Origin of the sequence: Burkholderia latens (genome assembly GCF_001718795.1) — a bacterium.
Classification (GTDB): domain Bacteria; phylum Pseudomonadota; class Gammaproteobacteria; order Burkholderiales; family Burkholderiaceae; genus Burkholderia; species Burkholderia latens_A.
The window spans coordinates 1257688-1277047 of the sequence record NZ_CP013435.1; the positions used below are offsets into that span (position 1 = coordinate 1257688).

A 19360-nucleotide genomic window follows, 5' to 3' on the forward strand; every position below is an offset into this window, starting at 1 on the left:
GGCTGCTTACTGCATCACCTGCAGATACTGCTGGCCGAACGTCTGCTGGCCGGCCGCCATCTTGCCGAAGTCGACCGGCTTGGCACGCGCGTATTCGCTCGCCGGCAGGAACTTGGCTGCGACGTCGGCGCCGAGCGTCTGCGCGCGCACCGGACGCAGGTACGCGTTCGCCCACAGCTTCTGGCCTTCGTCGGACAGCACGAAGTCGAGCACCTTCCTGCCGTTCGCGTCGTGCGGGGCGCCCTTCACGAGGCTCATCACGTACGGCACCGCGATCGTGCCCTCCGCGGGAATGACGAACTCCACGTTCGCATGATCCTTGTACTTCGCGCGATACGCGTCGAAGTCGTAGTCGAGCAGGATCGGAATCTCGCCGGACAGCACGCGTGCATACGCGGTCTGCTTCGGCACGATCGGCGCGTTCGCCTTCAGCTTGCGGAACCAGTCGAGGCCCGGCTTGAAGTTGTCGAGGCTGCCGCCGAGCGCCTGGTTGACGGCGACCGCGCCCGCATAGCCGACGAACGCACTCGACGGATCGAGGTAGCCGACCATCCCCTTGTATTCCGGCTTCAGCAAATCGGCCCACGAGCGCGGCACCGGCTTGCCGTCGAGTGCGTCCTTGTTCACGAAGAAGCCGAGCGTGCCCGAGTGGATCGCGAACCAGTAGCCTTGCGGATCCTTCAGGTTCGCGGGAATGTCGTTCCAGTGCGCGGGCTTGTACGGCGCGATCACGCCCTTGTCCTTCGCCTGGAACGCCGACGACACGCCGAGGTAGACGACGTCGGCCACCGGGCTCTTCTGCTCGGCGATCAGCTGCGCGATCGCCTGGCCCGAGTTCTTGTTGTCGAACGGCACGCGGATGCCCGTCTTCTGCTTGATCGCCGCGATTTGCGCGGCCCAGTCTGCCCATTCCGGCGGGCAGTTGTAGCAGATCGCGGTGTCGTCGGCATGGGCCGCGGGTGCGAACGCGACGAGGGCGGCGCAGGCAACGGGTGCTGCGAGCATGCGCAGCAGCGAGGTGAGGCGAAGGGACACGGTGGGTCTCCGGGCGGGTAGTGGGGGCATACGTGGGGTATCTCGCCGCGCATTGCGCGACGCCGCGCGCGATGGCGCGGCGCGCGCGTTCACGCGTGACGAAACTGCAGATTGGCGGCCGGCGGCGCGATCGTCGCACCGTCGCGCACCGTGTGCCGCAGGATCAGCGACGTGCGCTCGATCGTCGCGCCGCCGATGCATTCGACGAGACGCTGCCAGGCGTGGCGGCCGATGTCGTGGTTCGGCGTCGCGACGCTTGCGAGCGGCGGCGCGAGCAACTCGCCGATCGCGATTCCGTCGAAGCCGAGCACCGACAGGTCGTCGGGAATCGAGAAGCCCGCACGGCGCAGGCCGCGCATCACGACCATCGCGAGCAGGTCGTTGCTGCAGAAAAGGGCCGTCGGGCGCGTGGCTTGCGCGGTGAGGTGCGCGAGCACCGCGTCAGGCAGCTCCGCGGCGTTGAAGTCGACTTCGACCGGCGGCAGCGGCGCGACGCCGGCTTCCTCGAGCGCTTGCGCATAGCCGAGATGACGCTGGCGGGCGCGATCGGAAGCGGCGAGCGAGCCGGCGAGCATCAGCACGCGGCGATGGCCGCGCGCGGTCAGCAGCTGCACGCCGTCGTACGCGGCGCGCCGGTTGTCGACCGACACCGACGGGCGGCGGTGCGTGTCGTTGTGCATCAGCACGTAGTGCGGGCCGTCGCGATCGAGCATGTCGAGCAGCGGATGCGTGTCCGCGTCGGCCACGGTCAGGATCAGCCCTTCGACGCGCTGCTCGCGCAGCGTCTCGATCGCGTGGCGCTCGCGCGCGGCATCGTATTCCGTCGTCATCAGGATCAGCTTGAAGCCGGCGGCAGTCGCGAGTTCGTCGAGGCCGTGCAGGCAGTCGGCGAACACGGGGTTCGAGAGCGTCGGCAGCACGACGCCGACCAGTCGCGTGCGCTCGCCGCGCAGTTGCCGGCCGAGCGGGCTCGGGCGAAACTGCATCGTGTCGATCGCGGAGCGGATCGTCGCGAGCGTTGCGGGGCTGACGGTATGCGGCGCGTTGATCGCACGCGAGACGGTGGCGATCGAGAAGCCCGCGAGGGCGGCGACATCCTTGATGGTGGGCGGCATGGCGTGACGCGATGTAAACGTTTTCGACGGGGAAATTATCGAAAACGTTTGTGACTTCGCGATGACGCGCGGGAGGTCTGTTTCGCAAAAATTACGATACAAACATCAGACGTTTGATGGCCGGTGAGCGCGGCGGATGCGATTGTATCGGCCGTTGTTGCGGCGCGGGGAGAAATCGCTGGAGGTGTCGTATCGATGTCGGCGGCGGGCCATCGATTCGGGCGCCGATGGGGCGGACGAACGCGCTGCATCGCGCTACTCCGCGCGCGAATCAGCTAACGCATGTGCAAGCAATGGTAGAATCGCGTCCGCCCTTTTGCCGGGGTGATGAAATTGGTAAACATAGCGGACTTAAACGATTGAGTGCCCGGCCGGAAACGGCCGGTGCAGAACCCTTCAAATTCGGCGAAACCCCTGATGCGTGCGCGCGTCGAGGCAACGCCGAGCCAAGCCTCGCGGTACAGCTCAAGCGAGGAAGGTGTAGAGACTAGACGGGGGGCACCTAAGGCGCATGGGCGGCAATCCCGCCCGCGCGCGACGGTGAAGGCATAGTCCAGCGCACGAACGGTCCGCGCACGCGACGCCGGCTTTGAAAGAAGCAGTGTGACGAAAATCCGCCGCCTTAACTGGCTTGCCGGTTCGAGTCCGGTCCCCGGCACCACAACATTTCAACACGAACAGTATCGACAGGTTGAATCCTGTAGAAACAACGGGTTAGCCGGTCGATACTGTTGATTCGTACAGGTTATTTTCCCCGCATTGTGGGGAGGGTTGTAGAATGGATTCCCCATCCGCTACGCACAACTCTCCCCACGATGGCATCGATCACCCCACACAAAGACGGCTTCCGCGTGCAGGTCTATGTCGGCGGCGTCCGCGATTCGAAGGTGCTACGCACGCGGCGCGAAGCAAACGCCTGGGGCGCGGCGCGCGAGGCCGAGCTGCGACGTCTGCGCGATATGCCGGTCGGCGACCGTCACACGTTGGGCGAGGCGCTGACCGAATACTCGAACCGCGTGTCGACGAAAAAGGGCGGCACGAAGTGGGAACAGAATCGCATCGAGTCGTTCATCCGACAGTTCCCCGAGTACGCCGAGCGGCGGCTTTCGCAGGCCGATACACCGATGTGGGCTGAGTGGCGCGACCGGCGACTGGCGGGCTACGTTGCGCCTGATGGCGCGAAGGTGCGCGGCATCACGAACGGCTCCGTGCTCCGCGAGATCAACCTCTACCGGAACGTCTATACGATCGCGCGAAAGGAATGGAAGTGGATCGACGCGAACCCGTTCACCGATCTCGGCATCCCGCCCGATAACGCAGCGCGCACTAGGCGTGTCGATCCGTGGAAAGAGGTGCGGCCGATCGTGCGCTGGCTCGGGTATCGGACCGGAAAGGAGCCGACGACCATCAATCAGGAGGTCGCGCTTGCGTGGCTCGTCGCGCTGCGCAGCGGCATGCGCGCGAAGGAGCTGCGCGGGCTCGGGAAGGGGACGCTGAACATGAAGACGGGCGTCGCGCGGCTCAAGCATAAAATGCAGTACCTGACGGGGAAGCCGCGCGAGATCCCGCTACCGCGGCCCGCGCTTCGGCTGCTGAAGGCGGTCGCACACCGAGAGCAGTGCTTCACGGTCGACGCCGATTCGTTGAGCACGCTGTTCCGAAAGGCACGGATGGCGTTGTTGATCACGGGGATGACGTTTCACGACTCGCGAGGCGAGGCGCTTACGCGCCTGGCTCGCAAAGTCGATGTGCTGACGCTGTCGCGCATCAGCGGGATCAAGGATCTGAAGCTGTTGCAGGAGCACTACTATCGCGAGACGTCCGAGCAGATCGCCGCGCGGCTTTAAGCGTGCGCCTCGCGCGCCTTGTCGATCTCCTCGATCGGGATCAGGCCGCACCGGTTCAACTTCAGGTCGCCGGCCTTCACCATCTTGCTCACGGTCCATCGGCTGATCCCGAGCATCTCGGCCGCCTGCATCTGCGTGACGTGTGTGGGGCGCGGATGCGTCTCCGCGTAGAGCTGCACCGCGCGGCGGGCGAGGCTGATCACTTCGTTCGTTTCCATCATCGTGTCCTCGTCATCAAGCAGAGTTCGACCCAGCCACGAATCTCACGTTCGTAGCCGGTCAGGGTTGAATTCAGGTTAGGCGGCGTCGCCGGCGCGGCGACAGACGTCTCAAACGGGGTTCGCGCCGGCGCGGGTGCTGACGGCGGCGCCCCTGGTTTGCGGAACCCGAGCGTCTTCGCGAGCGCATGGCTGTGCTCGATCGCGCCGGTACGGATCAGCTCGTCGAGAAACGGTCGGACCGCCTTCGTCGGCACCTTGAACTTCGCCGCGATCACGTAGGCCGGATACGTTCTGCCCGGCGTCATGCGCGCGAATACGTTCTCGACCGACAGCTCCTTGTGCAGACAGGTGCGCCCCATGCTCAGTCTCCTCGCGACTCGGTGAGCACGAGCAGCGCGGCGGCCGCATGCCGTTCCCAGTCCGCGCCGTGCTCGAGCGCGAAGCCGGTGAGCCAGTGGAGCACCGCGGCCTGTTCTGCCTCGGGCGTGTGCTCGACGTCGTGCCCGGCGGCGCGCAGCGCGTGCGCGATCGGTCCGGTTTCCCAGACCATCATGCCGAGCACGCGGCCGAGGGCTGGCGTCAGGGTGGCGGGGTAGGGGCGGCCAATCATGCAGCCGCCCGGATCACGTCGTCAGGCACGTCGAAGATGCCGAGCCGGCCCGTGTAGGGGACGAACGGCAGCGGGCGCGCGTTGTGCAGGTGGAGTCCGTAGCAGCCTTCCATGTGCCACGGCGACGTGCGGCCCGCTGGTGGGACGACGGCCATCAGGTCAGCCATGCCGATGAGGCCGCCGCGCTCCAGCTCCTTCGGGTGCGGCAGGTCGATGTCGTCGCGACCGATCAGGCGCAGGAAGCGGCGCACGTCGACGTACTCGGCGATTGTCATGCCCTTGCTGGCGTGGATCAGGAGCGGCCCGCGATATGACGTGCTCCACGTGCGGTTCTCGATGTGCTTATGGCCGTTGACGAGCAGCCACGCCCACGGCTGGCGAACGGAGAGGGCCTTCACGATGCTTCTCCTGCGCGGGCGGCGTCGATAGCTTCGCGCGGTGTGTTGAAGTACCGATCCTCGCCGGACAGGATGTGATAGTTCTCGTCCTCGTCCTGGTCGAAGACTTGGCACTGACGAATCGAGCCGTCACGTACGGTCCATTGAATCCACGCCTGCTGTTCGATCAGCCAGTCGAGGCGCTCGGTATCCGTCACCTCGGCGCGCGGCTCCGGCTGGAACTCATCCATCAGCGCGGCCCGAAGTGCGGTGCGCGTGTGCTGCGTGGGGTTCTCGTGATATGAATCGACCAGACCGAGGATTCGCTTCGAGCGTGCGATGGCGTCACGCGGCTCCGGCCGCTGGGTGGCGAGGACTTCTCGCTCGATGGCTCGGGCAAAGTCCCGTAGACGCACCTGTCGGTCATATCCGAGATTGAGCAATGCGAGTTCCTCGATGCGCTCGTTTTTCAGAGTCTTATTCATGCTTGGCTCCTTCGAGAAGGGCGCGGATCTGAGCGTCACGATCAGCAATATCGAAACTGTCGATTGCGAGCAGTTTGGCAAGCTCGTGTCCAAATTCGGCAATGAGTCGATCCGTCAACCCCTCCCGAGTGGCGACCTGCGCGGGCGGGGCGGTGTAGAGCCTGTCGCCAATGTTCAGACGGGCTTTCGCCTTGATGGTGTACAGATCCGGCTTTTCGCGCGCCTCGTGGGTTTCAGTGACGATCGCCACCGCCTTTTGCCCCGCTGCCGCTGCATCTGCGGAGCAGTCGGGACAAGGCTGAGAGTCGTAGCCGCCCTCACCGAAACCGGTAACCTGAAATCCTCCGACCTCACCGCGACCGTTGCATGTCTCGCATGCCACCGCTCCCGCCACCTCAGTGCGAGGGGCGCGGGCGATCTGGTCTTCTACGATATGGATTGCGCGGAAGATCGGATTGTTTGCGCTCGACCATTCGCCAACATCGATTACGAACAGTTCGCTGACTTTTCCCGCGAGAACAGTTCCCATGTGCTCGAAACAATCGCGCTCATCGATCAATTGCCCGATCTCTTTTTCGAACGCCGCCCGCTCATCCGCCCCATTGCCCGTGCCTTCGAGCGGGGCGGATGGTGCGGGCTTCGCAGCGGCGAGAGCTTCGTCGCGCTCGTTGATCAGATCGCTGACGATCTCGGTCGGGCACTCGCACCAGCTATAGCCGGGGGCCATCTGCGCGATACGCTGCATCAGCGCGTAGCCGATGTTCGCCATATCGGCGATGCTATGCTGCGCGTCGGGCTCGAAATTCAGGCCAGCCGGCGCTGCTTCGTGATGCTCGATAGGGGATGCGGTGAGAATGGCGCGCAGCATCGCCGCATGCGCCTTCGCATGCTTGTGCCAGTCCGCGCCGAAGTGGTGGCGAAGATTCGCGCCGCTGTCGTGACCGGCGAATATCTCCAGAAGGAAGGCGCTTTTCTTGATCGCCTCGCGCTGCTCGTCCGTCAGCGCATCAGCGCGGCTATTGTCGGTGGTGGTCATCTTGTGTCTCCGTTTTATCGTGAGAGAAGGGTGAATGCTGTTGCAGCCACAATAGGAACTTGTGCGTCTCCAGTGGCTTCGAGTCTGTCCATCCGATGGGGAAGCCCATCAGCCATTCGTGATTCGTCGGGGTAGGCATCCCAAACACGCGGACGTACTCGCGACAGTTGGGCCATTTCTGCATCGACGCGCATGCGTAATTCGCTGTCGTCGTAGGCGTGTGCAAATAGCCAATACCGCTTCCGAATGTGGTCAGCACCCACGTCTCCCGCGGAAAGCGCCATGCACCTAACCGAGTAACCCATCGATTCAAGGTCGTCGGCCGCTCGATCGATCGCGCGTCTCTGGGTGTTCTCGGCGCGTACGATCCCGGGAGCGACATCTGCCACCACCCTGAGCATTTCCGGCCAGAGATCATCCGCAACGTTCCTTCCTCGAGCCGCGCTGGAATAGGCTTGACACGGAAACCCGCCAGAAACGCAGTCAACAACGCCTCGCCATGGGCGTCCGTCGAAGGTACGAACATCGTTCCAAATGGGGAACGGTGGAAGATGCCCTTCATTTTGTCGCTGCATGAGTCGTCGGATGCGATAGGGATTGCTTTCGACCGCGCACACCGTTCGGTGTCCGAGAAGCCTTCCGGCGAGAATTCCGCCTCCAACGCCCGCGAAAAGTTCCAGCTCATTCACTCGTCATCCTCAATCAGTAGTACAGCCTCAATGGCGGGTGCTCGGCTAGCATGTGGCAGCTGGTTAGCATGAAAGCGCCGCGCTGCAGATCTGTTGGCGTTGTGACGGCGCCCACCCGTCACTCCGAGCACCCACCGTTGAAGCCGGTGGTTGCCGCGCGACGGATGCCGCGCGGCTGGTGGGTCAGTGCGTCTGCGCGTCGCGCTCGAGGTCGGATCCGGCGAACGGATCGGGGTCGTCATCCTCATCGCCGTCCTGCGCATTACCGAACAGCCCCGGCTCGACGTAGTCGTCCGGCGGCGTCAACGTGATGCCGATCTCTTGCTGCAGGCGCGTCGCGATCTTCCCGTGGTCGACCTCGTCCTTTGGATGCGCGGTGATCTTGAAGTGCACGCCGACGGATCCGCCTTCCTGCGTGGTGAAACGGATGTCCTTCAGCCCGCACTCGGCGAGCAGCACGTCCTCGGCACCCGTCGCACCGATGTGGAAGCGCAGGATATAGCCCTCGTACTTCCGGTCCCACGCTAGGTTGCGCATGTACGGGTAGCGCAGCTCGGTGAGGCCGTCGTGTTCCATCGGCAGTTCGCCGGGCTTGGGCTGCGGCTTGCGGTACAGCGCGTTGCGAAGGTTCGCGTCGAACATTTCGAGCACTTCGCCGCCTTGGACGACGTACAGGCCGATCGAGATTGCGGCGACGCGCTCGGTGCCGTGTTTCTCGCTGACGTTCGTGCACGAGACGATCTTCGCGAGGGTGTTGTCGAGGTTGAACATGCTGGCTCCAGAGAAAGGAAAGGGCAGTTACGCGGCGCGCTGCTGCAGCCGCTTGATCATCGCGTTGACCTCGGCCTCGAACTGCAGCAGGCCGGGCAGCAGCACGCCGTCGATGTACGCGTCGTCGCGCGGCACGATCTGCGTGTAGAGGCTGTACGGCTCGGGCACGCGCGGGTCGTACGAAGCGAACAGCCACCAGCGACGGCCGGTGACGAGCATGCCGCCCTGCACCTGCGGCACGTGGTCGTCCGGCATGCCGTTCAGCAGCGTGTTGATATGCACGGCCTCGTCCATCGGGCACTTCGATTCGTAGCCGCCGTCGTCGCCGATCAGGCCGTCGGGCGACGCGCCGAGGAACGCGTAGCGCGGGTGCGTGAAGAAGCCGCCGGGCTCGATGATGTGGCCGGTCGCGAGCTCGGCCTGTTCGCGGCCGAACGGCTCGATTTCCTCACCCCATTTCGTCGCGCGGCCGCCGACCTGGTGCGTCGACGTCGCGGCGAGCCGCTCGAACACGATCTCGCGCATGTACTTGTCGCGCGCGCCGGTGGACTGGCGCGGCTTCGGCTGGCCCTTCTTCGGGCCGGACTTGTACACGTCGCCGGGCTCGCCGCCCGTGAACGCGATCGCGTCCGCGAAGCGGCTGGCCGTGATCCGGCCCGCGCGCGCTGCGTACCAGGCGTCGGTGCGCTGGTCGATCGCGTTATTCATCGTCGCCACCCGGCTCGCGCTGGCCGGCGCCGTCGTCCTGCGGCGCGCCGTCGTCTTGCTGCTGCGCGGTCGGCGCGCCGGCGATCGCTGCAATGCGGTCGCGCTCGCGCAGACCGATTGCCGACCTGTCCTCCTTCGAGAGCTTCGTCCACTCTTCCTTGAACGGCTCGAAACCGAGATTGCGCGCGACGCCTTCGAGATTCTTCACGATTTCCTCGTGACGCTCGGTGCGCGCGGGCCGCGCGCTGTCGGCCGCGTTGTGCGCGATCTGCGCCGGCGTCGCGCGCGGCGTGATGTCGCGCTCGACCGGCTCGATGTCCATCACTTCCTCGGCGACCGCGATACCCTTCAGCACGTCGGCGAAGTTGTCGCGCAGCGCGAACGCGCGGGCGCGCATCTTCTTCATGCGCTGCGGGTACTGCGCCCACGGGCCTTGTTTCCCGATCAGGCCGGCCTTCTTCGCATCGTCGTCGCTGAAGCTCTGGATGTCCTCGGGCTTGCCGCGGCGCTTGACCTTGATGAAGGCCGTGCCGTTTTCCTCCCACTCCTGCACGTATTCGCAGACGGGCGAGGCGAGCACGAGCGCGAGCAGGGCATCGCCCCAGAGCGACGGCCGGCCGTTGATCACGGCGATGTTCTGCATCGCCTGCATCGGCTTCAGGCCCAACTCCATGCCCCACTGGATCGCGACGAGCACGTTCCCGGGCTTGCCGATGAAGTCCTTCGGCACGATGCTCGAATCGGCGAGGATGTTCGCCAGCTGCATCGCCTGCTCGAGCGAGCGCGGCGACAGATCGAACGCGCCGGGCGCGGTGTCTTGGTTGGTGGTGATGACGTCGGACATTGCGTTTTCTCCATGTGTGCGAGACTCGGCCGCACGTGGTGGGTGGGTCAGGCTGCTTGCGGTGCGGTTGTGGCGGGAGGCTGGACGTCGTAGAGGTACATCCAGTAGAGGACCGTCGACTGTTCGACGTCGTAGTGCGTGGCGATCACATCAACGAGCGCATCAAGCCCGGGGCCTTGAACGAGGAAGTCCTCGCGCTCGCGGCGCTCGCGTTCGCGAGCATCTGCTTCAGCTTGCTCGCGCGCTTCGCGTGCGCGGCGTTCCTCTTCAGCGGCTGCGGCACGTGCGGCCGCTTCCTCGCGTTCCCGCTGCTCACGCTCGGCGCGGTCGAGTTCGGCCTGACGGCGCGCCATTTCGGCGCGCTCGGCTGCCAGACGCTGTTCTTCAGCCTCGATCGCCGCACGGCGCTCGGCGTCCTCGCGCTCCTGCTGCGCCCGGCGGGCGGCTTCTTCGGCCTCGCGGCGCTCGCGGTCGATGCGCTCCTGTTCAGCGCGCGCTACAGCTTCCTCGCGCTCGCGCGCGGCCCGCGCTTCGGCTTCCTGCCGCTGCTGCTCGGCCAGTGCGGCGCGTTCGCGTTCCAGTGCCTCGCGCTCGGCGGCGATCCGCTCCTGTTCGGCTTCGTGCGCGATGGCTGCCGCGTGCAGCTCGCGCAACTTGTCGAGCGTCGTGCCGCGCACCATTTCGGCTTCACCGGTCAGCTCGGCGAAGCGATCCGTCGTGATGCCGAGTGCTTCCAGATCCTCGATCTCCACCGCGATGACGTACGAGGCGCAGCTGACCATGCGCACGGCGATCGCGCGGATGTCGTCGATGTGCTCTCGGATCGCGGCGACGCGCCGCTGCTCGGCTTCGAGCTTCTCGCGCTTCTCGGCTTCGCGTGCCTCGTCCCATTCGTCGCGCATGCTGATCAGGCGGTTCTCTTCCGGCTCGGTGATCGCGACGAGGCGCTTCTCTTCGGCGATGACCGCCTTCGAGAACGCGTTCGCGTCGTCGCGTGCAGCCTTCGCGGCCTTCTGAATGTCGGTCCGCGCCGTGCGCAGCACCATTGCTGCGGCGTGCACCTGGTCGCGCGCGGCAGCGTTCTTGACCTCGACGAGGTCGGTTGATTTCGCGACGAGATCGCGCAGCGACGTCTCGCGCTCGGTCGACGCCAGCGCGACAGCGGCGCGCTCGACGACGGTCAGTTCGGTGGTTTGCTTCTGGCTCATGCGGTCCTCACAGGGATGGGAATAACGGACGTGCCGTCTTGGTTGAGCGCCGCGATCGCGACCATGCAGGCGAAGGCGATGACGATCATCAGCGCAATGGCGCGCACGGGATGGCGTTCGTACAGGCGATCGAGCGCCGCGCAGAGGGTGTTGATCAGGATCACGCCGCACCCCCCGAACGCAATGCGACGAGCACGTACCATCCGGCACCGATCAGGGCGAACGTGATGAACGCGGCCACGCGGATCACGGCGCCGTGCACGCGGCCGCACGACGCGAGCAGGTCGTTGTCGCCCGCCGGGCGTGATACAACCGATCGGCTGTAATCGCGCAATACAGGCGATAGGCTGTTGAGAGGGGTGCGCATGTCAGTCCTCCCGGCGCTGTTCGCGGATGCGAATTTTTTCCATCGCGCTCAGATGGCCGGCCACTGCATTGCAACGGCGATGCGCGAGAACCAGATTGCTCAGATGGTCCGGTCCGCCATGCGCGCGGGCCACAAGATGCTCGAGCGAACGATCATCCTCGCCTGTCGGCTCACCGCAGTAGAAGCACGCGTTCCCATCACGGCGCAGCAATGCGTTAAACATCGACAGCGTGCGATCGCGGCTCTTGACGCGCTTCTTTGGAGCCGGCGACGCGCGCCATGGCTTGCATTTCTCGAACGCATCCCACGCTTTCAGCGACTCGCCGGTAGGCGTGATGCCACCGCGCGAATTGCAGTACACAACTGACGTTCCATGCGAAGTCTTGAAACGAAGAACTTCCCATTCATTCGTCGGTTGCAGGATTTGCGCACCACGTTCGATGAGAAACGCCTCAAACTTCTCGCGCCGACTGGTGAATTGCGCGAGCGTTCTCATCGCGCACCTCCGGCCATCGTGATGTGCCGCACCGGCGTCGGCGCAGGCTTGCGGCCGGCCTTGATCAGCGCGGCGTCGATGGAAAGACGCAGGCCGGACGGGATCATGACCTTGCCGGCGTCTGCGTCGGAGGCCAGCATTTCGAGGACCATAAGCATGTCCGATGCAGCCGCGAATTCCTTTGCCCGCGAATAAGCGGTGACTACCGCCAGATGGCGAGCTTCTTCCGATACGTCGTTCTCGGGGTAGTCAACCCATACGGTGGCAATGAGCCTGCCGTTTTGAGTCCGCACAAACGAGCTTTCGGCCCTGAGCGGCGTGAAGTTGGTGTCCATGTGGTCTCTCGGTGTGGTGTGATTGCCCGCCGTAGCGGGCGCGGTTGGTCAGGCTCGATACGGCGCGACGCGATACGGGCCGTTGAGGCGGTCGATGAACTTGCGGCTTTCGTTCAGCTTTGCCGCCTGTTCGAGCGCCAGCGCCTCGGACGGGTGTGCGCCCATCCGTGCGCCGGTGCGGCTCATCACCGCGTGCGTCAGCGCCTTCTTCGTTTTCGGGATGGTCAGCATCGTCTTTCTCCTGTAGCGGGAGCGGTTGTTAGGCGGCGCCGAGCTTCGCGACGAATTCATTCCGGAGCGCTTCGTCTCGGAGCTTGTTGCGCACGAACTGCGCGACGAAGTTGTGATAGCCCGGCTGATCCTCGGTCATGCCGCGGAGCTTCATGAGCGTCTGGAAATCCTCGGCGTTCTCGGCGAGCACATTCATCACCTGTTCGCGATCGGCGATTTCCTTGTCCGTGTAGCTCTTGCGCGCGTTCATCGTCGCTCCCCTTCGTGTTGCGTTGATCAGTGCGTGTCGCGCCCGCGGCGCTTGATCGCCTCGACGGCGAGAATCACGAGCGTCAGCACGAGCACCCCGAGGGTGCCGACGACGAAGAACTGGATGCTGTGCATGTCAGACCTCGTCGAAGAGACGGACGCGGCGGCCGATGTGGTCGGCGCAGCTTGAGAAACCGGCAGCGCCCGGGCCGAACTTCTGGCCGCACGACGAGCACAGGACGTTGGCGAAGCGCGGGCGGTCGCTGTCGAGCGAGCGCTCGGCCTCGAGCTCGGCGTCCTCGCTCATCGCGTGCACGATGATCGACATAACGAGATCGCCTAGCGCCTCCGGCGACTCGCGCCACGCAGCGCGCAGTGCGCGGCCGTGCTTCTCCTGCGTCACGCTGTGCATGCCGCCGATCAGGTCGTCGTCCGACAGCGCGAGCAGCTTCGCCTTCAGGCGTTCCTTCGCGATCGCGGCGACGAGCTCGGCGCGGCCAGCCTCGGAGTCGGCTGCGTCGTTGAACTGCTGATGCTGGCGGTCCGACCAGAATTCGGCGGCGCGCTCGGTGGTGGTGGGAGTCGGGAGCATCTGGTGCCTCGCGGTTTCGTATTGCCTTGAACGGAATCATACGAAACCGTATAAAGAACGTCAATACGAAAGTGTATAAATTTTCGCGAGGTCGGACGGTTCGTTTCGGCGGCCGGCGCCGGAAATGAAAAAGCCCCGCGCGGGGCGGGGCTTAGGAGGAAGTCGGAAAGGAGGTGCGAGCTTCTAGTGAGTGGCCTGGCACTCGCGATAGACCTGCTCGCCGACGCGCATCGGGTCCCTCATTGCCAGATTGGCGTCACGGTAGATCTGCGCGCGCACGCGCCGCTTCCAGGCGGCGTCGAGCTTGTTGCCGTACAGGTCGGGAATGGCCGACTCGGGCAGGCCGCGCTGCCGGTTCGATACGACGAACTCCGCGTAGGCCGATTTCATCTGGCATTCGGTCGCCGGCTTTCCAGGCGTGTCGTTGCCCGGTTGCGAGAAGTTGATCCCGCCGAGCTGCTGATTGCTCTTGATGCCCCACGTCTGCGACTGCGCGAGCGCGGCGGCCGGCATGCATACGAGGATTGCCAGAGCGAGGTAGGGCGTTCTCATCGCGGACCTCCGTGGGAGCGTTACAGACGGTTGTCGTTCCAGACGGCCCGGCCGATGATCATCGTTCGATCGTCGGGCGGAAGCACCTTGTCCGGGTGCACGTTCTTGTCCGGATTGTCGCTACGCATGATCCACGTCTGCGCGCCCATCGACGGGTGGTAGTCCCAGATCAAGCGCTTCAGCACCAGGCCGCCGTCGGGCGTGCAGATCGCAAAGATCTTGCCTTCCTTCGGCGTCTGGTCGGCCGTGTTCAGCAGCACGACGCATCCGTCCTGAATGGTAGGCGACATGCTGCCGCCGGATGCGTAGATGATCCGCGCGGCGTTCTCGGGCACTCCGAAGTCGCGCAGGCTCGAGCGCTTGAATGCCAAGCCGCCTTTCACGACGACGTGGTCGACGTACTTCCCATCACCGCAGGCCGCGGCGATGTCCAACTGGGGAACCATCGAGAACTCATCCTCCGTCGGATTCGGGAGGTCACTGTCGCCTGAGCGCGAGCTTCCGCGATTCTCGTGCGCGGCCTGCAGGTCGACGTAACGCAGTTCATGGACCGGCACGCCGAAATGCTCGGCGAGCGGCTGCACCGTCGAATCCCTCGGCGTGAGGCTCTCACCGTTCAGGATACGGAAGATGGTCGCTTGCGGCGGCTTGTTGCCAAGACGCTCCGAGAGCGAGTTCGGATTGAGACCGTGACGCTCCAGCAGCCACTGGAGGTTCCGCGCAAGGAAATTGGTGCTGTTCGACATGCGCAGAACATACGGATTTGTATAGGTGTCGGCAAGCATTTATACGAAAGAGATTTACAACAATACGAAAACGTATAAAATACGCTCTAAAGGCCACTGGAGCGTCCCTATGAAGACCGCAAAAGAGCTCATCGACGAGCTCACTGCCGACGGCGTCAGTCAGAGCGAAATCGGCGCCGGCACAAACATCCCGCAGGCGACGATCAGCCGGATTCAGACCGGCAAGATCGCCGATACCAAGGCGTCGAACTGGAATCGGATCAACGCGTACCACGCACATCACTTCGCTACGAAGGCGTCCGACGAGCAGTCGGAGCCAGGTCAAGCCCCCGCGGAACCGGTGAGCGAAAGCTCCCGCGACGACGCACAACCGCCGACTGGCGGCTCGATCGACCAGGAGGCCGCATGAAACCCACCAAACCCACACGCGCCGAGTACCGCAACGAGGTCAAGACACGCTTGCGCGACTCCGCGTACGAAGCGCTGCAGACCTGGAAGGCTCTGCACGGCATCGACAGTGATTCCGCGGCACTCGCGCGCCTGACCGAGTTGATGTTGTTCGGCGCTGTCGGAACTTTGCCCCCGCAGCTCGTCGGCGTCAGTGCCGACGTGGGACACATCGGCCCGAAGGTGCGCGCATGAGCGGCGCTCTTGTGGAGCAACCGGTCGCGCTGCCTGTCATCGAAGCGGCCGATCTCGCGATGCGCGCGGCAGCGCAAGGCGTCTCAACACCCGATTACCTCGGCTATCACGTGCTGCGCAGCGCCTACGGCGTGATGCACCCCGCGGTGATCGCATTCGAGAAGCGGCCCAAGTTGGGACAGTCAGGGACAGAGCAGGGGGAGTGACCGTGATCGAACTCTGGATCGACGCCTGGATGGCGTCCGTCATCTGGTTCGCCTTCGGCGGCGCGTGGAGGTGGGTATGAGCATCGCCGAGCGCGTGATCGCGCGCATTACGCGCCGCGCACCTGATTTCGTTATCGGCAAGCCGGCGGCGCCGTATTTGCTGCGCTGGTGGGTACTGCCTCGCAACCGCTTCTTCAACGTCTACCTGCACTGCTTCCTTCGCAGCGATGACGACCGTGCATTGCATGATCATCCGTGGGCGAATTGCTCGATTCTGCTGCGCGGCCGCTATGTCGAGCACACGATCTCAGCCGGTGGCATCAACGTGCGCACCGAACGCGCCGCGCCGGCTTGGAAGCTACGGATGTCTGGCGCTGCAGCGCATCGCCTTGAGCTTATCGATGGTCCTTGCTGGACGCTTTTCGTCACCGGTCCGCGTTACCGCGAGTGGGGTTTTCATTGCCCGCAGCGGGGATGGGTGCCGTGGAAAGAGTTCACCTCCGCGGACAATTCCGGCGAAATCGGGAGGGGGTGCGAGCAATGAGCGACCTCCCGAATCCCCTCACCCCTGCGGACTGCGACCTGCGAGATTTCCCGTTCATGCCGCTCGACGTGCAGCGGCTGTGCGACAGCGATCTGGCCGCGCTCGAGTCGCCGGAGGCGTGCTGGGCTGCGCTGCTGCTCTGGAGCAAGTCATGGCACCAGGTCCCAGCAGCATCGCTGCCAGACGACGATCGCGTCCTCGCAAAGTTCACGGGATACCAGCGCGCGCCCGCCGCGTGGCAGGCAATCCGCGAAGGCGCGCTGCGCGGCTGGATCAAGTGCAGCGACGGCCGACTCTATCACCCGGTTGTGGCCGAGAAGGCGAATGAAGGCTGGTTCGCGAAGCACCGCCAGGCGCACGACAAGCTCTGCGAGCGCGTGCGGAAGCGCAACAAATCCCGCGCAGATTCCGGGCTCGTTCCGCTGGAAGTCCCCGAACTCGAGCACTGGATAGACCTTGGCCGTCCGCTGGAAAAGGTTTTGTTTCCGGAGGAATTTAGCACTCCTTCCGGCGGAAACAAGAAATCTTCCGGCGGAACGAGGCAAGACTTCCACCGGAGCGTCGATGGAATTCCTGCGGAAAACGCTCTTAAAGGAAAGGAAGGGAAGGGACAGGGAGAAGTTAACCCCAGTGGTTCTAGCACGCGTAGTACCGACACCCTCGCGAGCGAGCGTGCGAAACCCGGCGAATTGTCGGCTGCCATGCGGCGCCACAGCATCGAGGCGCAGCCCGGAGACCCGCGAGTGATCGCCGCAGCCGATGCGGGCGTTACGGTCGAGACGATCGAGGCCGCGTGCGTGGAGGCAAAGAGCGCGAAGCCGAACGAGCGCATTCCGCCCGCCTACGTGCTGTCGATCGCCACGCGCTGGACAGCTGACGCCGCGAAGCCGCCCACCGCCGGCCGCGCGCCATCTCGCAATCCGCGCTTGTCTGCTGCCGAGCAGCGCAACGCGATCAGCGACGCAAACGCCGAGGCATGGCTGAACGGCCACGCCGCATCCGACCCGACCGTCATCGACATGGAGTCCTGAGCCATGACCCCGAACGAGAAACGCCCCTTCATCGACGCGCTGAAGCTCGCGCACAAGACCGCGCGTCAGCCGCTGCCTGAGCCCGACGTGATGGACGTCTTCTGGGCGCAGTTGTTCACGTATCCGCTCGACGCGGTGCTGCGCGCACTGTCGCGCCACGTCGCGACGAGCGAGTTCGCACCGACGCCGGCCTCGATCCTGAAGCACCTGCCGAAGATGAGCGACGGCCGGCCCGAAGCCGACGAGGCATGGGCGATCGCGATCCGCTCGGCCGACGAGCGCGAAACCGTCGTCTGGACGCAGGAGATCGCGGAAGCCTGGGCCATCGCTTCGCCCGTGTTCGACGGTGACGAGATCGGTGCGCGGATGGCGTTCAAGGCCGCGTATGCGCGGATTGTCGACCGAAATCGCGGTGCGAATCTGGCGCCTCAGTGGGTCGTCTCGCAGGGCTTCGACGCGCAGCGACGCATCGAGGTCGTCGAGCATGCGGTGCGCGCTGGACGTCTTCAGCTGGCCCATGCGCAGGCCGTCGTGCCTTTGCTGACGAGCGAAAGCAATCCGGCCCCGGGCGTCGATGTCGAGGCGAACCTCGCCCGGTTGAAGGCGATCGTTTCGGGGGTGGGGAGCGCGCAAGCCCGCGCCTCTGCCGAGAAATCCGCTCGCGCACGTGAGGCGGCGGCCGACCTGGCCGAGGCGAAGCGTGCCGCGGTCGATCGCGTTGCGCCGCTGCTCGGCGCGGATGCGCATGCTGGCGGCGCGTCGCTCGCGCAGTGGCGCTTCTGCTGCATGTGCGAGAAGCAGGGCTTCCGCGAGCAGGCGACGTGCTCGATCAATGGCGCGGACTTCTGCGACGACCACCGGCCGGCACCGCGTGCGCCGCTTCGCGCCAGCGCCAACCGTGGCGAGGTGCGGGCATGAGCGCGCCCTTCACCTTCGGCCACGGCGACGCACCCATTGCCGAGATGATCGACGACGTCGTCCGCATGGACTTCCTCGAATCGTTGAACGTCGGGCAAATCGCCGATCTCTGCTTCGCCGCGTACGACCACCACGACGGCGCGCTTCGCCGCGCGATCGACGCCCGCATCGTCGAGGCCATGCAATGACCACCGACGGCGTGATGGGCGAGACCTGCGCGGCCTACGGCTGCCCGATGCTCGGCTCGTTTGGCGTGTCGGGTAAGTGGTTCTGCTGCTGCCACTTCCGCGGCTCGGCTGCGAGCAATGACGCCATCACGTCGGTGCTGAACCAGCACATCGCGATCGTCGATCGCGTGAAGCTCCTGCGCCGCGAAGGCGCGGGATACGCGGCGATTCTCGCTGCGGAGAACCAGCTGATCGAGCTGACGCGCGAGATCGGCCGGCAGTACGACATCCCGGCGGGCGGCGTGACCGGCCCGACGCACGCTGAACCCCACTTCTCGGAGACCGATGCATGAGACCCGATCCACACAAACCGCTGCCGCCGCCGCCGCCTCCGCGCGCTACCGTCATGCCGTCGCCCGACCAGGTGCGCGCGATTCGCATCGGTGCGCTCGAGCTGCTGCTCGCCATCGAAATGTCCGGCGTGCAGGCCGAGCCCGCGTTCATCGCGACATTGCATCGGCTCGCTGAGCGCCCGCCGCAGGAGTTGTGGCAATGAGCCCGCGCACCCCTCCCGCCGAATGGGACCGGCACGCTCTCGAGGTCGCGCGCGGTATCGCATCGCTTGACCGCTCGAAGCTGCCGGGCCTCACGACGCAGTTCGTCGCGATCCTGCAGAGCGCCATCGTCGACGCGATGATGATGGTCGCCGAGGGTTCGCTCGCCCGCCCGGCGGTCACGATCCGCGCCGGCGAGATCCAACTCAACGCGGCCGGCCTCGCGCTGACCGACGCCGAGTGCGAGGTGCTACGCGGCATCGCGGAACGCATGCGGCGCGTTCAGGAAGCGCGGCGCGCGGAGGGCGTGACATGCTGACCGTCAAGCTCCCGTACCCGATCAGTGCGAACCGCTACTGGCATCCCGTGCGCATCGGCCCGCGCATCACAATCGTGCCGACGAAAGAGGCGAAGGCGTACAAGGCCGAGGTCGCGCTGCTCTGCCGCTCGGCCGGCATGAAGCCTATCACCGGCCGCGTGCATGTTCACATCGACCTGTATCCGGCGCGGCCGCAGGACTGGCAGAAGCGCATGCGCCAGCACGGCGCCGCGTGGGATGACACCGTGCGCTGCCTCGACGTCGACAACGCGCGGAAGGTGGTCTACGACGCGCTGAACGGCGTCGCGTTCGAGGACGACGGCCGCATCTGGTCGGACAGTGCCACGCGCCGCGAGCCGGATGGCGAGGCGCGCGTCATCGTGACGATCACACCGATCGTCGTCGCGCAACCGCAGACCGGCCTCGCGCTCGACCTGCCGGTCGCCGATCCGCTGGAGGTGTGAC

33 protein-coding genes are annotated in these 19360 nt (G+C 65.2%); 12 read left to right on the plus strand and 21 right to left on the minus strand.

The features are described 5' to 3' along the window. Positions 1 to 6: 6 nt before the first annotated feature. Both WK25_RS05880 and WK25_RS05885 read right to left on the minus strand, forming a co-directional pair. Positions 7 to 1035: an ABC transporter substrate-binding protein gene (locus WK25_RS05880; protein ID WP_069241170.1), complete on the minus strand. Its 1029-nt coding sequence runs from the start codon at positions 1033 to 1035 to the stop codon at positions 7 to 9. A gap of 89 nt (positions 1036 to 1124) precedes the next feature. Continuing rightward, on the minus strand, positions 1125 to 2150 hold the full coding sequence (locus WK25_RS05885; RefSeq protein ID WP_069241171.1) for a substrate-binding domain-containing protein: 1026 nt from the start codon (positions 2148 to 2150) through the stop codon (positions 1125 to 1127). Between the two features lie 731 nt (positions 2151 to 2881). Between WK25_RS05885 and WK25_RS05890 the strand changes: the two genes are divergently transcribed. Next, positions 2882 to 3997 carry a tyrosine-type recombinase/integrase gene (locus tag WK25_RS05890; protein ID WP_236857809.1) on the plus strand — a complete coding sequence of 372 codons (1116 nt, stop codon included), beginning with the start codon at positions 2882 to 2884 and terminating at the stop codon, positions 3995 to 3997. On the opposite strand, the gene WK25_RS05895 is transcribed toward WK25_RS05890, so the two are convergent. The 19 genes from WK25_RS05895 to WK25_RS05985 form a co-directional block, all read right to left on the minus strand. Continuing rightward, entirely contained in the window at positions 3994 to 4218 is a 225-nt protein-coding gene (locus WK25_RS05895) for a DNA-binding protein (protein ID WP_236857810.1), read from the minus strand. The two genes, WK25_RS05890 and WK25_RS05895, sit on opposite strands and share 4 nt — an antisense overlap. Beyond that, a complete protein-coding gene (locus WK25_RS05900) occupies positions 4215 to 4577 on the minus strand; it encodes a hypothetical protein (protein WP_069241174.1) in 363 nt (120 codons plus the stop codon). The genes WK25_RS05895 and WK25_RS05900 overlap by 4 nt, the downstream gene beginning before the upstream one ends. A 2-nt stretch (positions 4578 to 4579) precedes the next feature. After that, positions 4580 to 4771 carry a hypothetical protein gene (locus tag WK25_RS05905; RefSeq protein ID WP_156789005.1) on the minus strand — a complete coding sequence of 64 codons (192 nt, stop codon included), beginning with the start codon at positions 4769 to 4771 and terminating at the stop codon, positions 4580 to 4582. A gap of 53 nt (positions 4772 to 4824) precedes the next feature. Further along, the gene (locus tag WK25_RS05910; protein ID WP_069241176.1) at positions 4825 to 5226 is read right to left on the minus strand and encodes an ASCH domain-containing protein; all 402 of its coding nucleotides are present in this window, start codon (positions 5224 to 5226) and stop codon (positions 4825 to 4827) included. Continuing rightward, entirely contained in the window at positions 5223 to 5690 is a 468-nt protein-coding gene (locus WK25_RS32025; RefSeq protein WP_236857812.1) for a hypothetical protein, read from the minus strand. The genes WK25_RS05910 and WK25_RS32025 overlap by 4 nt, the downstream gene beginning before the upstream one ends. Beyond that, complete coding sequence (locus tag WK25_RS05920) at positions 5683 to 6726, minus strand: hypothetical protein (protein ID WP_069241177.1); 1044 nt, start codon at positions 6724 to 6726, stop codon at positions 5683 to 5685. Before WK25_RS05920 ends, WK25_RS32025 begins: the two co-directional genes overlap by 8 nt. Before the next feature lie 14 nt (positions 6727 to 6740). Continuing rightward, a complete protein-coding gene (locus WK25_RS32385; protein WP_083252962.1) occupies positions 6741 to 7415 on the minus strand; it encodes a DNA cytosine methyltransferase in 675 nt (224 codons plus the stop codon). Between the two features lie 183 nt (positions 7416 to 7598). Continuing rightward, positions 7599 to 8186 carry a hypothetical protein gene (locus WK25_RS05925; RefSeq protein WP_069241178.1) on the minus strand — a complete coding sequence of 196 codons (588 nt, stop codon included), beginning with the start codon at positions 8184 to 8186 and terminating at the stop codon, positions 7599 to 7601. A 27-nt stretch (positions 8187 to 8213) separates the two neighbouring features. Then, the gene (locus WK25_RS05930) at positions 8214 to 8894 is read right to left on the minus strand and encodes a lambda exonuclease family protein (protein WP_069241933.1); all 681 of its coding nucleotides are present in this window, start codon (positions 8892 to 8894) and stop codon (positions 8214 to 8216) included. After that, positions 8887 to 9738 (minus strand): hypothetical protein, encoded by an 852-nt coding sequence (locus WK25_RS05935; RefSeq protein ID WP_069241179.1) that lies wholly within the window; start codon positions 9736 to 9738, stop codon positions 8887 to 8889. The genes WK25_RS05930 and WK25_RS05935 overlap by 8 nt, the downstream gene beginning before the upstream one ends. 47 nt (positions 9739 to 9785) lie before the next feature. Continuing rightward, the gene (locus tag WK25_RS05940) at positions 9786 to 11117 is read right to left on the minus strand and encodes a hypothetical protein (protein WP_236857813.1); all 1332 of its coding nucleotides are present in this window, start codon (positions 11115 to 11117) and stop codon (positions 9786 to 9788) included. Then, positions 11107 to 11313: a hypothetical protein gene (locus WK25_RS05950; RefSeq protein WP_069241181.1), complete on the minus strand. Its 207-nt coding sequence runs from the start codon at positions 11311 to 11313 to the stop codon at positions 11107 to 11109. Before WK25_RS05950 ends, WK25_RS05940 begins: the two co-directional genes overlap by 11 nt. Before the next feature lies 1 nt (position 11314). Then, complete coding sequence (locus WK25_RS05955; protein WP_069241182.1) at positions 11315 to 11809, minus strand: HNH endonuclease; 495 nt, start codon at positions 11807 to 11809, stop codon at positions 11315 to 11317. Further along, positions 11806 to 12144 (minus strand): hypothetical protein, encoded by a 339-nt coding sequence (locus WK25_RS05960; protein WP_069241183.1) that lies wholly within the window; start codon positions 12142 to 12144, stop codon positions 11806 to 11808. Before WK25_RS05960 ends, WK25_RS05955 begins: the two co-directional genes overlap by 4 nt. 48 nt (positions 12145 to 12192) lie before the next feature. Beyond that, on the minus strand, positions 12193 to 12375 hold the full coding sequence (locus WK25_RS05965) for a hypothetical protein (protein ID WP_069241184.1): 183 nt from the start codon (positions 12373 to 12375) through the stop codon (positions 12193 to 12195). A gap of 28 nt (positions 12376 to 12403) precedes the next feature. Then, entirely contained in the window at positions 12404 to 12625 is a 222-nt protein-coding gene (locus WK25_RS05970) for a hypothetical protein (protein WP_069241185.1), read from the minus strand. A gap of 135 nt (positions 12626 to 12760) precedes the next feature. After that, the gene (locus WK25_RS05975; RefSeq protein WP_069241186.1) at positions 12761 to 13216 is read right to left on the minus strand and encodes a hypothetical protein; all 456 of its coding nucleotides are present in this window, start codon (positions 13214 to 13216) and stop codon (positions 12761 to 12763) included. A 183-nt stretch (positions 13217 to 13399) separates the two neighbouring features. Next, the gene (locus tag WK25_RS05980; RefSeq protein WP_156789006.1) at positions 13400 to 13768 is read right to left on the minus strand and encodes a hypothetical protein; all 369 of its coding nucleotides are present in this window, start codon (positions 13766 to 13768) and stop codon (positions 13400 to 13402) included. 20 nt (positions 13769 to 13788) lie between these two features. After that, a complete protein-coding gene (locus WK25_RS05985) occupies positions 13789 to 14514 on the minus strand; it encodes an XRE family transcriptional regulator (RefSeq protein ID WP_167432637.1) in 726 nt (241 codons plus the stop codon). Between the two features lie 25 nt (positions 14515 to 14539). Between WK25_RS05985 and WK25_RS05990 the strand changes: the two genes are divergently transcribed. The 11 genes from WK25_RS05990 to WK25_RS06035 all read left to right on the plus strand — a co-directional run bounded on the left by WK25_RS05990 (position 14540) and on the right by WK25_RS06035 (position 19359). Further along, a complete protein-coding gene (locus tag WK25_RS05990) occupies positions 14540 to 14923 on the plus strand; it encodes a hypothetical protein (RefSeq protein ID WP_156789007.1) in 384 nt (127 codons plus the stop codon). Then, entirely contained in the window at positions 14920 to 15156 is a 237-nt protein-coding gene (locus tag WK25_RS05995; protein ID WP_069241190.1) for a hypothetical protein, read from the plus strand. The genes WK25_RS05990 and WK25_RS05995 overlap by 4 nt, the downstream gene beginning before the upstream one ends. Then, entirely contained in the window at positions 15153 to 15362 is a 210-nt protein-coding gene (locus tag WK25_RS06000) for a hypothetical protein (RefSeq protein WP_069241191.1), read from the plus strand. The genes WK25_RS05995 and WK25_RS06000 overlap by 4 nt, the downstream gene beginning before the upstream one ends. 76 nt (positions 15363 to 15438) lie before the next feature. Continuing rightward, on the plus strand, positions 15439 to 15906 hold the full coding sequence (locus WK25_RS06005) for a hypothetical protein (RefSeq protein ID WP_069241192.1): 468 nt from the start codon (positions 15439 to 15441) through the stop codon (positions 15904 to 15906). Next, positions 15903 to 16937: a DUF1376 domain-containing protein gene (locus tag WK25_RS06010; RefSeq protein ID WP_069241193.1), complete on the plus strand. Its 1035-nt coding sequence runs from the start codon at positions 15903 to 15905 to the stop codon at positions 16935 to 16937. Before WK25_RS06005 ends, WK25_RS06010 begins: the two co-directional genes overlap by 4 nt. A gap of 3 nt (positions 16938 to 16940) precedes the next feature. Continuing rightward, positions 16941 to 17855, plus strand: coding sequence for a hypothetical protein (locus tag WK25_RS06015; RefSeq protein ID WP_069241194.1), 915 nt, complete (start codon positions 16941 to 16943; stop codon positions 17853 to 17855). Beyond that, on the plus strand, positions 17852 to 18043 hold the full coding sequence (locus WK25_RS06020) for a hypothetical protein (RefSeq protein ID WP_069241195.1): 192 nt from the start codon (positions 17852 to 17854) through the stop codon (positions 18041 to 18043). Before WK25_RS06015 ends, WK25_RS06020 begins: the two co-directional genes overlap by 4 nt. After that, positions 18040 to 18375, plus strand: coding sequence for a hypothetical protein (locus WK25_RS06025; RefSeq protein WP_069241196.1), 336 nt, complete (start codon positions 18040 to 18042; stop codon positions 18373 to 18375). Before WK25_RS06020 ends, WK25_RS06025 begins: the two co-directional genes overlap by 4 nt. Then, positions 18372 to 18578 carry a hypothetical protein gene (locus WK25_RS31110; RefSeq protein WP_156789008.1) on the plus strand — a complete coding sequence of 69 codons (207 nt, stop codon included), beginning with the start codon at positions 18372 to 18374 and terminating at the stop codon, positions 18576 to 18578. Before WK25_RS06025 ends, WK25_RS31110 begins: the two co-directional genes overlap by 4 nt. Next, positions 18575 to 18895: a hypothetical protein gene (locus WK25_RS06030; RefSeq protein ID WP_069241197.1), complete on the plus strand. Its 321-nt coding sequence runs from the start codon at positions 18575 to 18577 to the stop codon at positions 18893 to 18895. Before WK25_RS31110 ends, WK25_RS06030 begins: the two co-directional genes overlap by 4 nt. Further along, positions 18889 to 19359: a RusA family crossover junction endodeoxyribonuclease gene (locus tag WK25_RS06035; protein ID WP_069241198.1), complete on the plus strand. Its 471-nt coding sequence runs from the start codon at positions 18889 to 18891 to the stop codon at positions 19357 to 19359. Before WK25_RS06030 ends, WK25_RS06035 begins: the two co-directional genes overlap by 7 nt. The last annotated feature ends 1 nt before the right edge of the window (position 19360 follow it).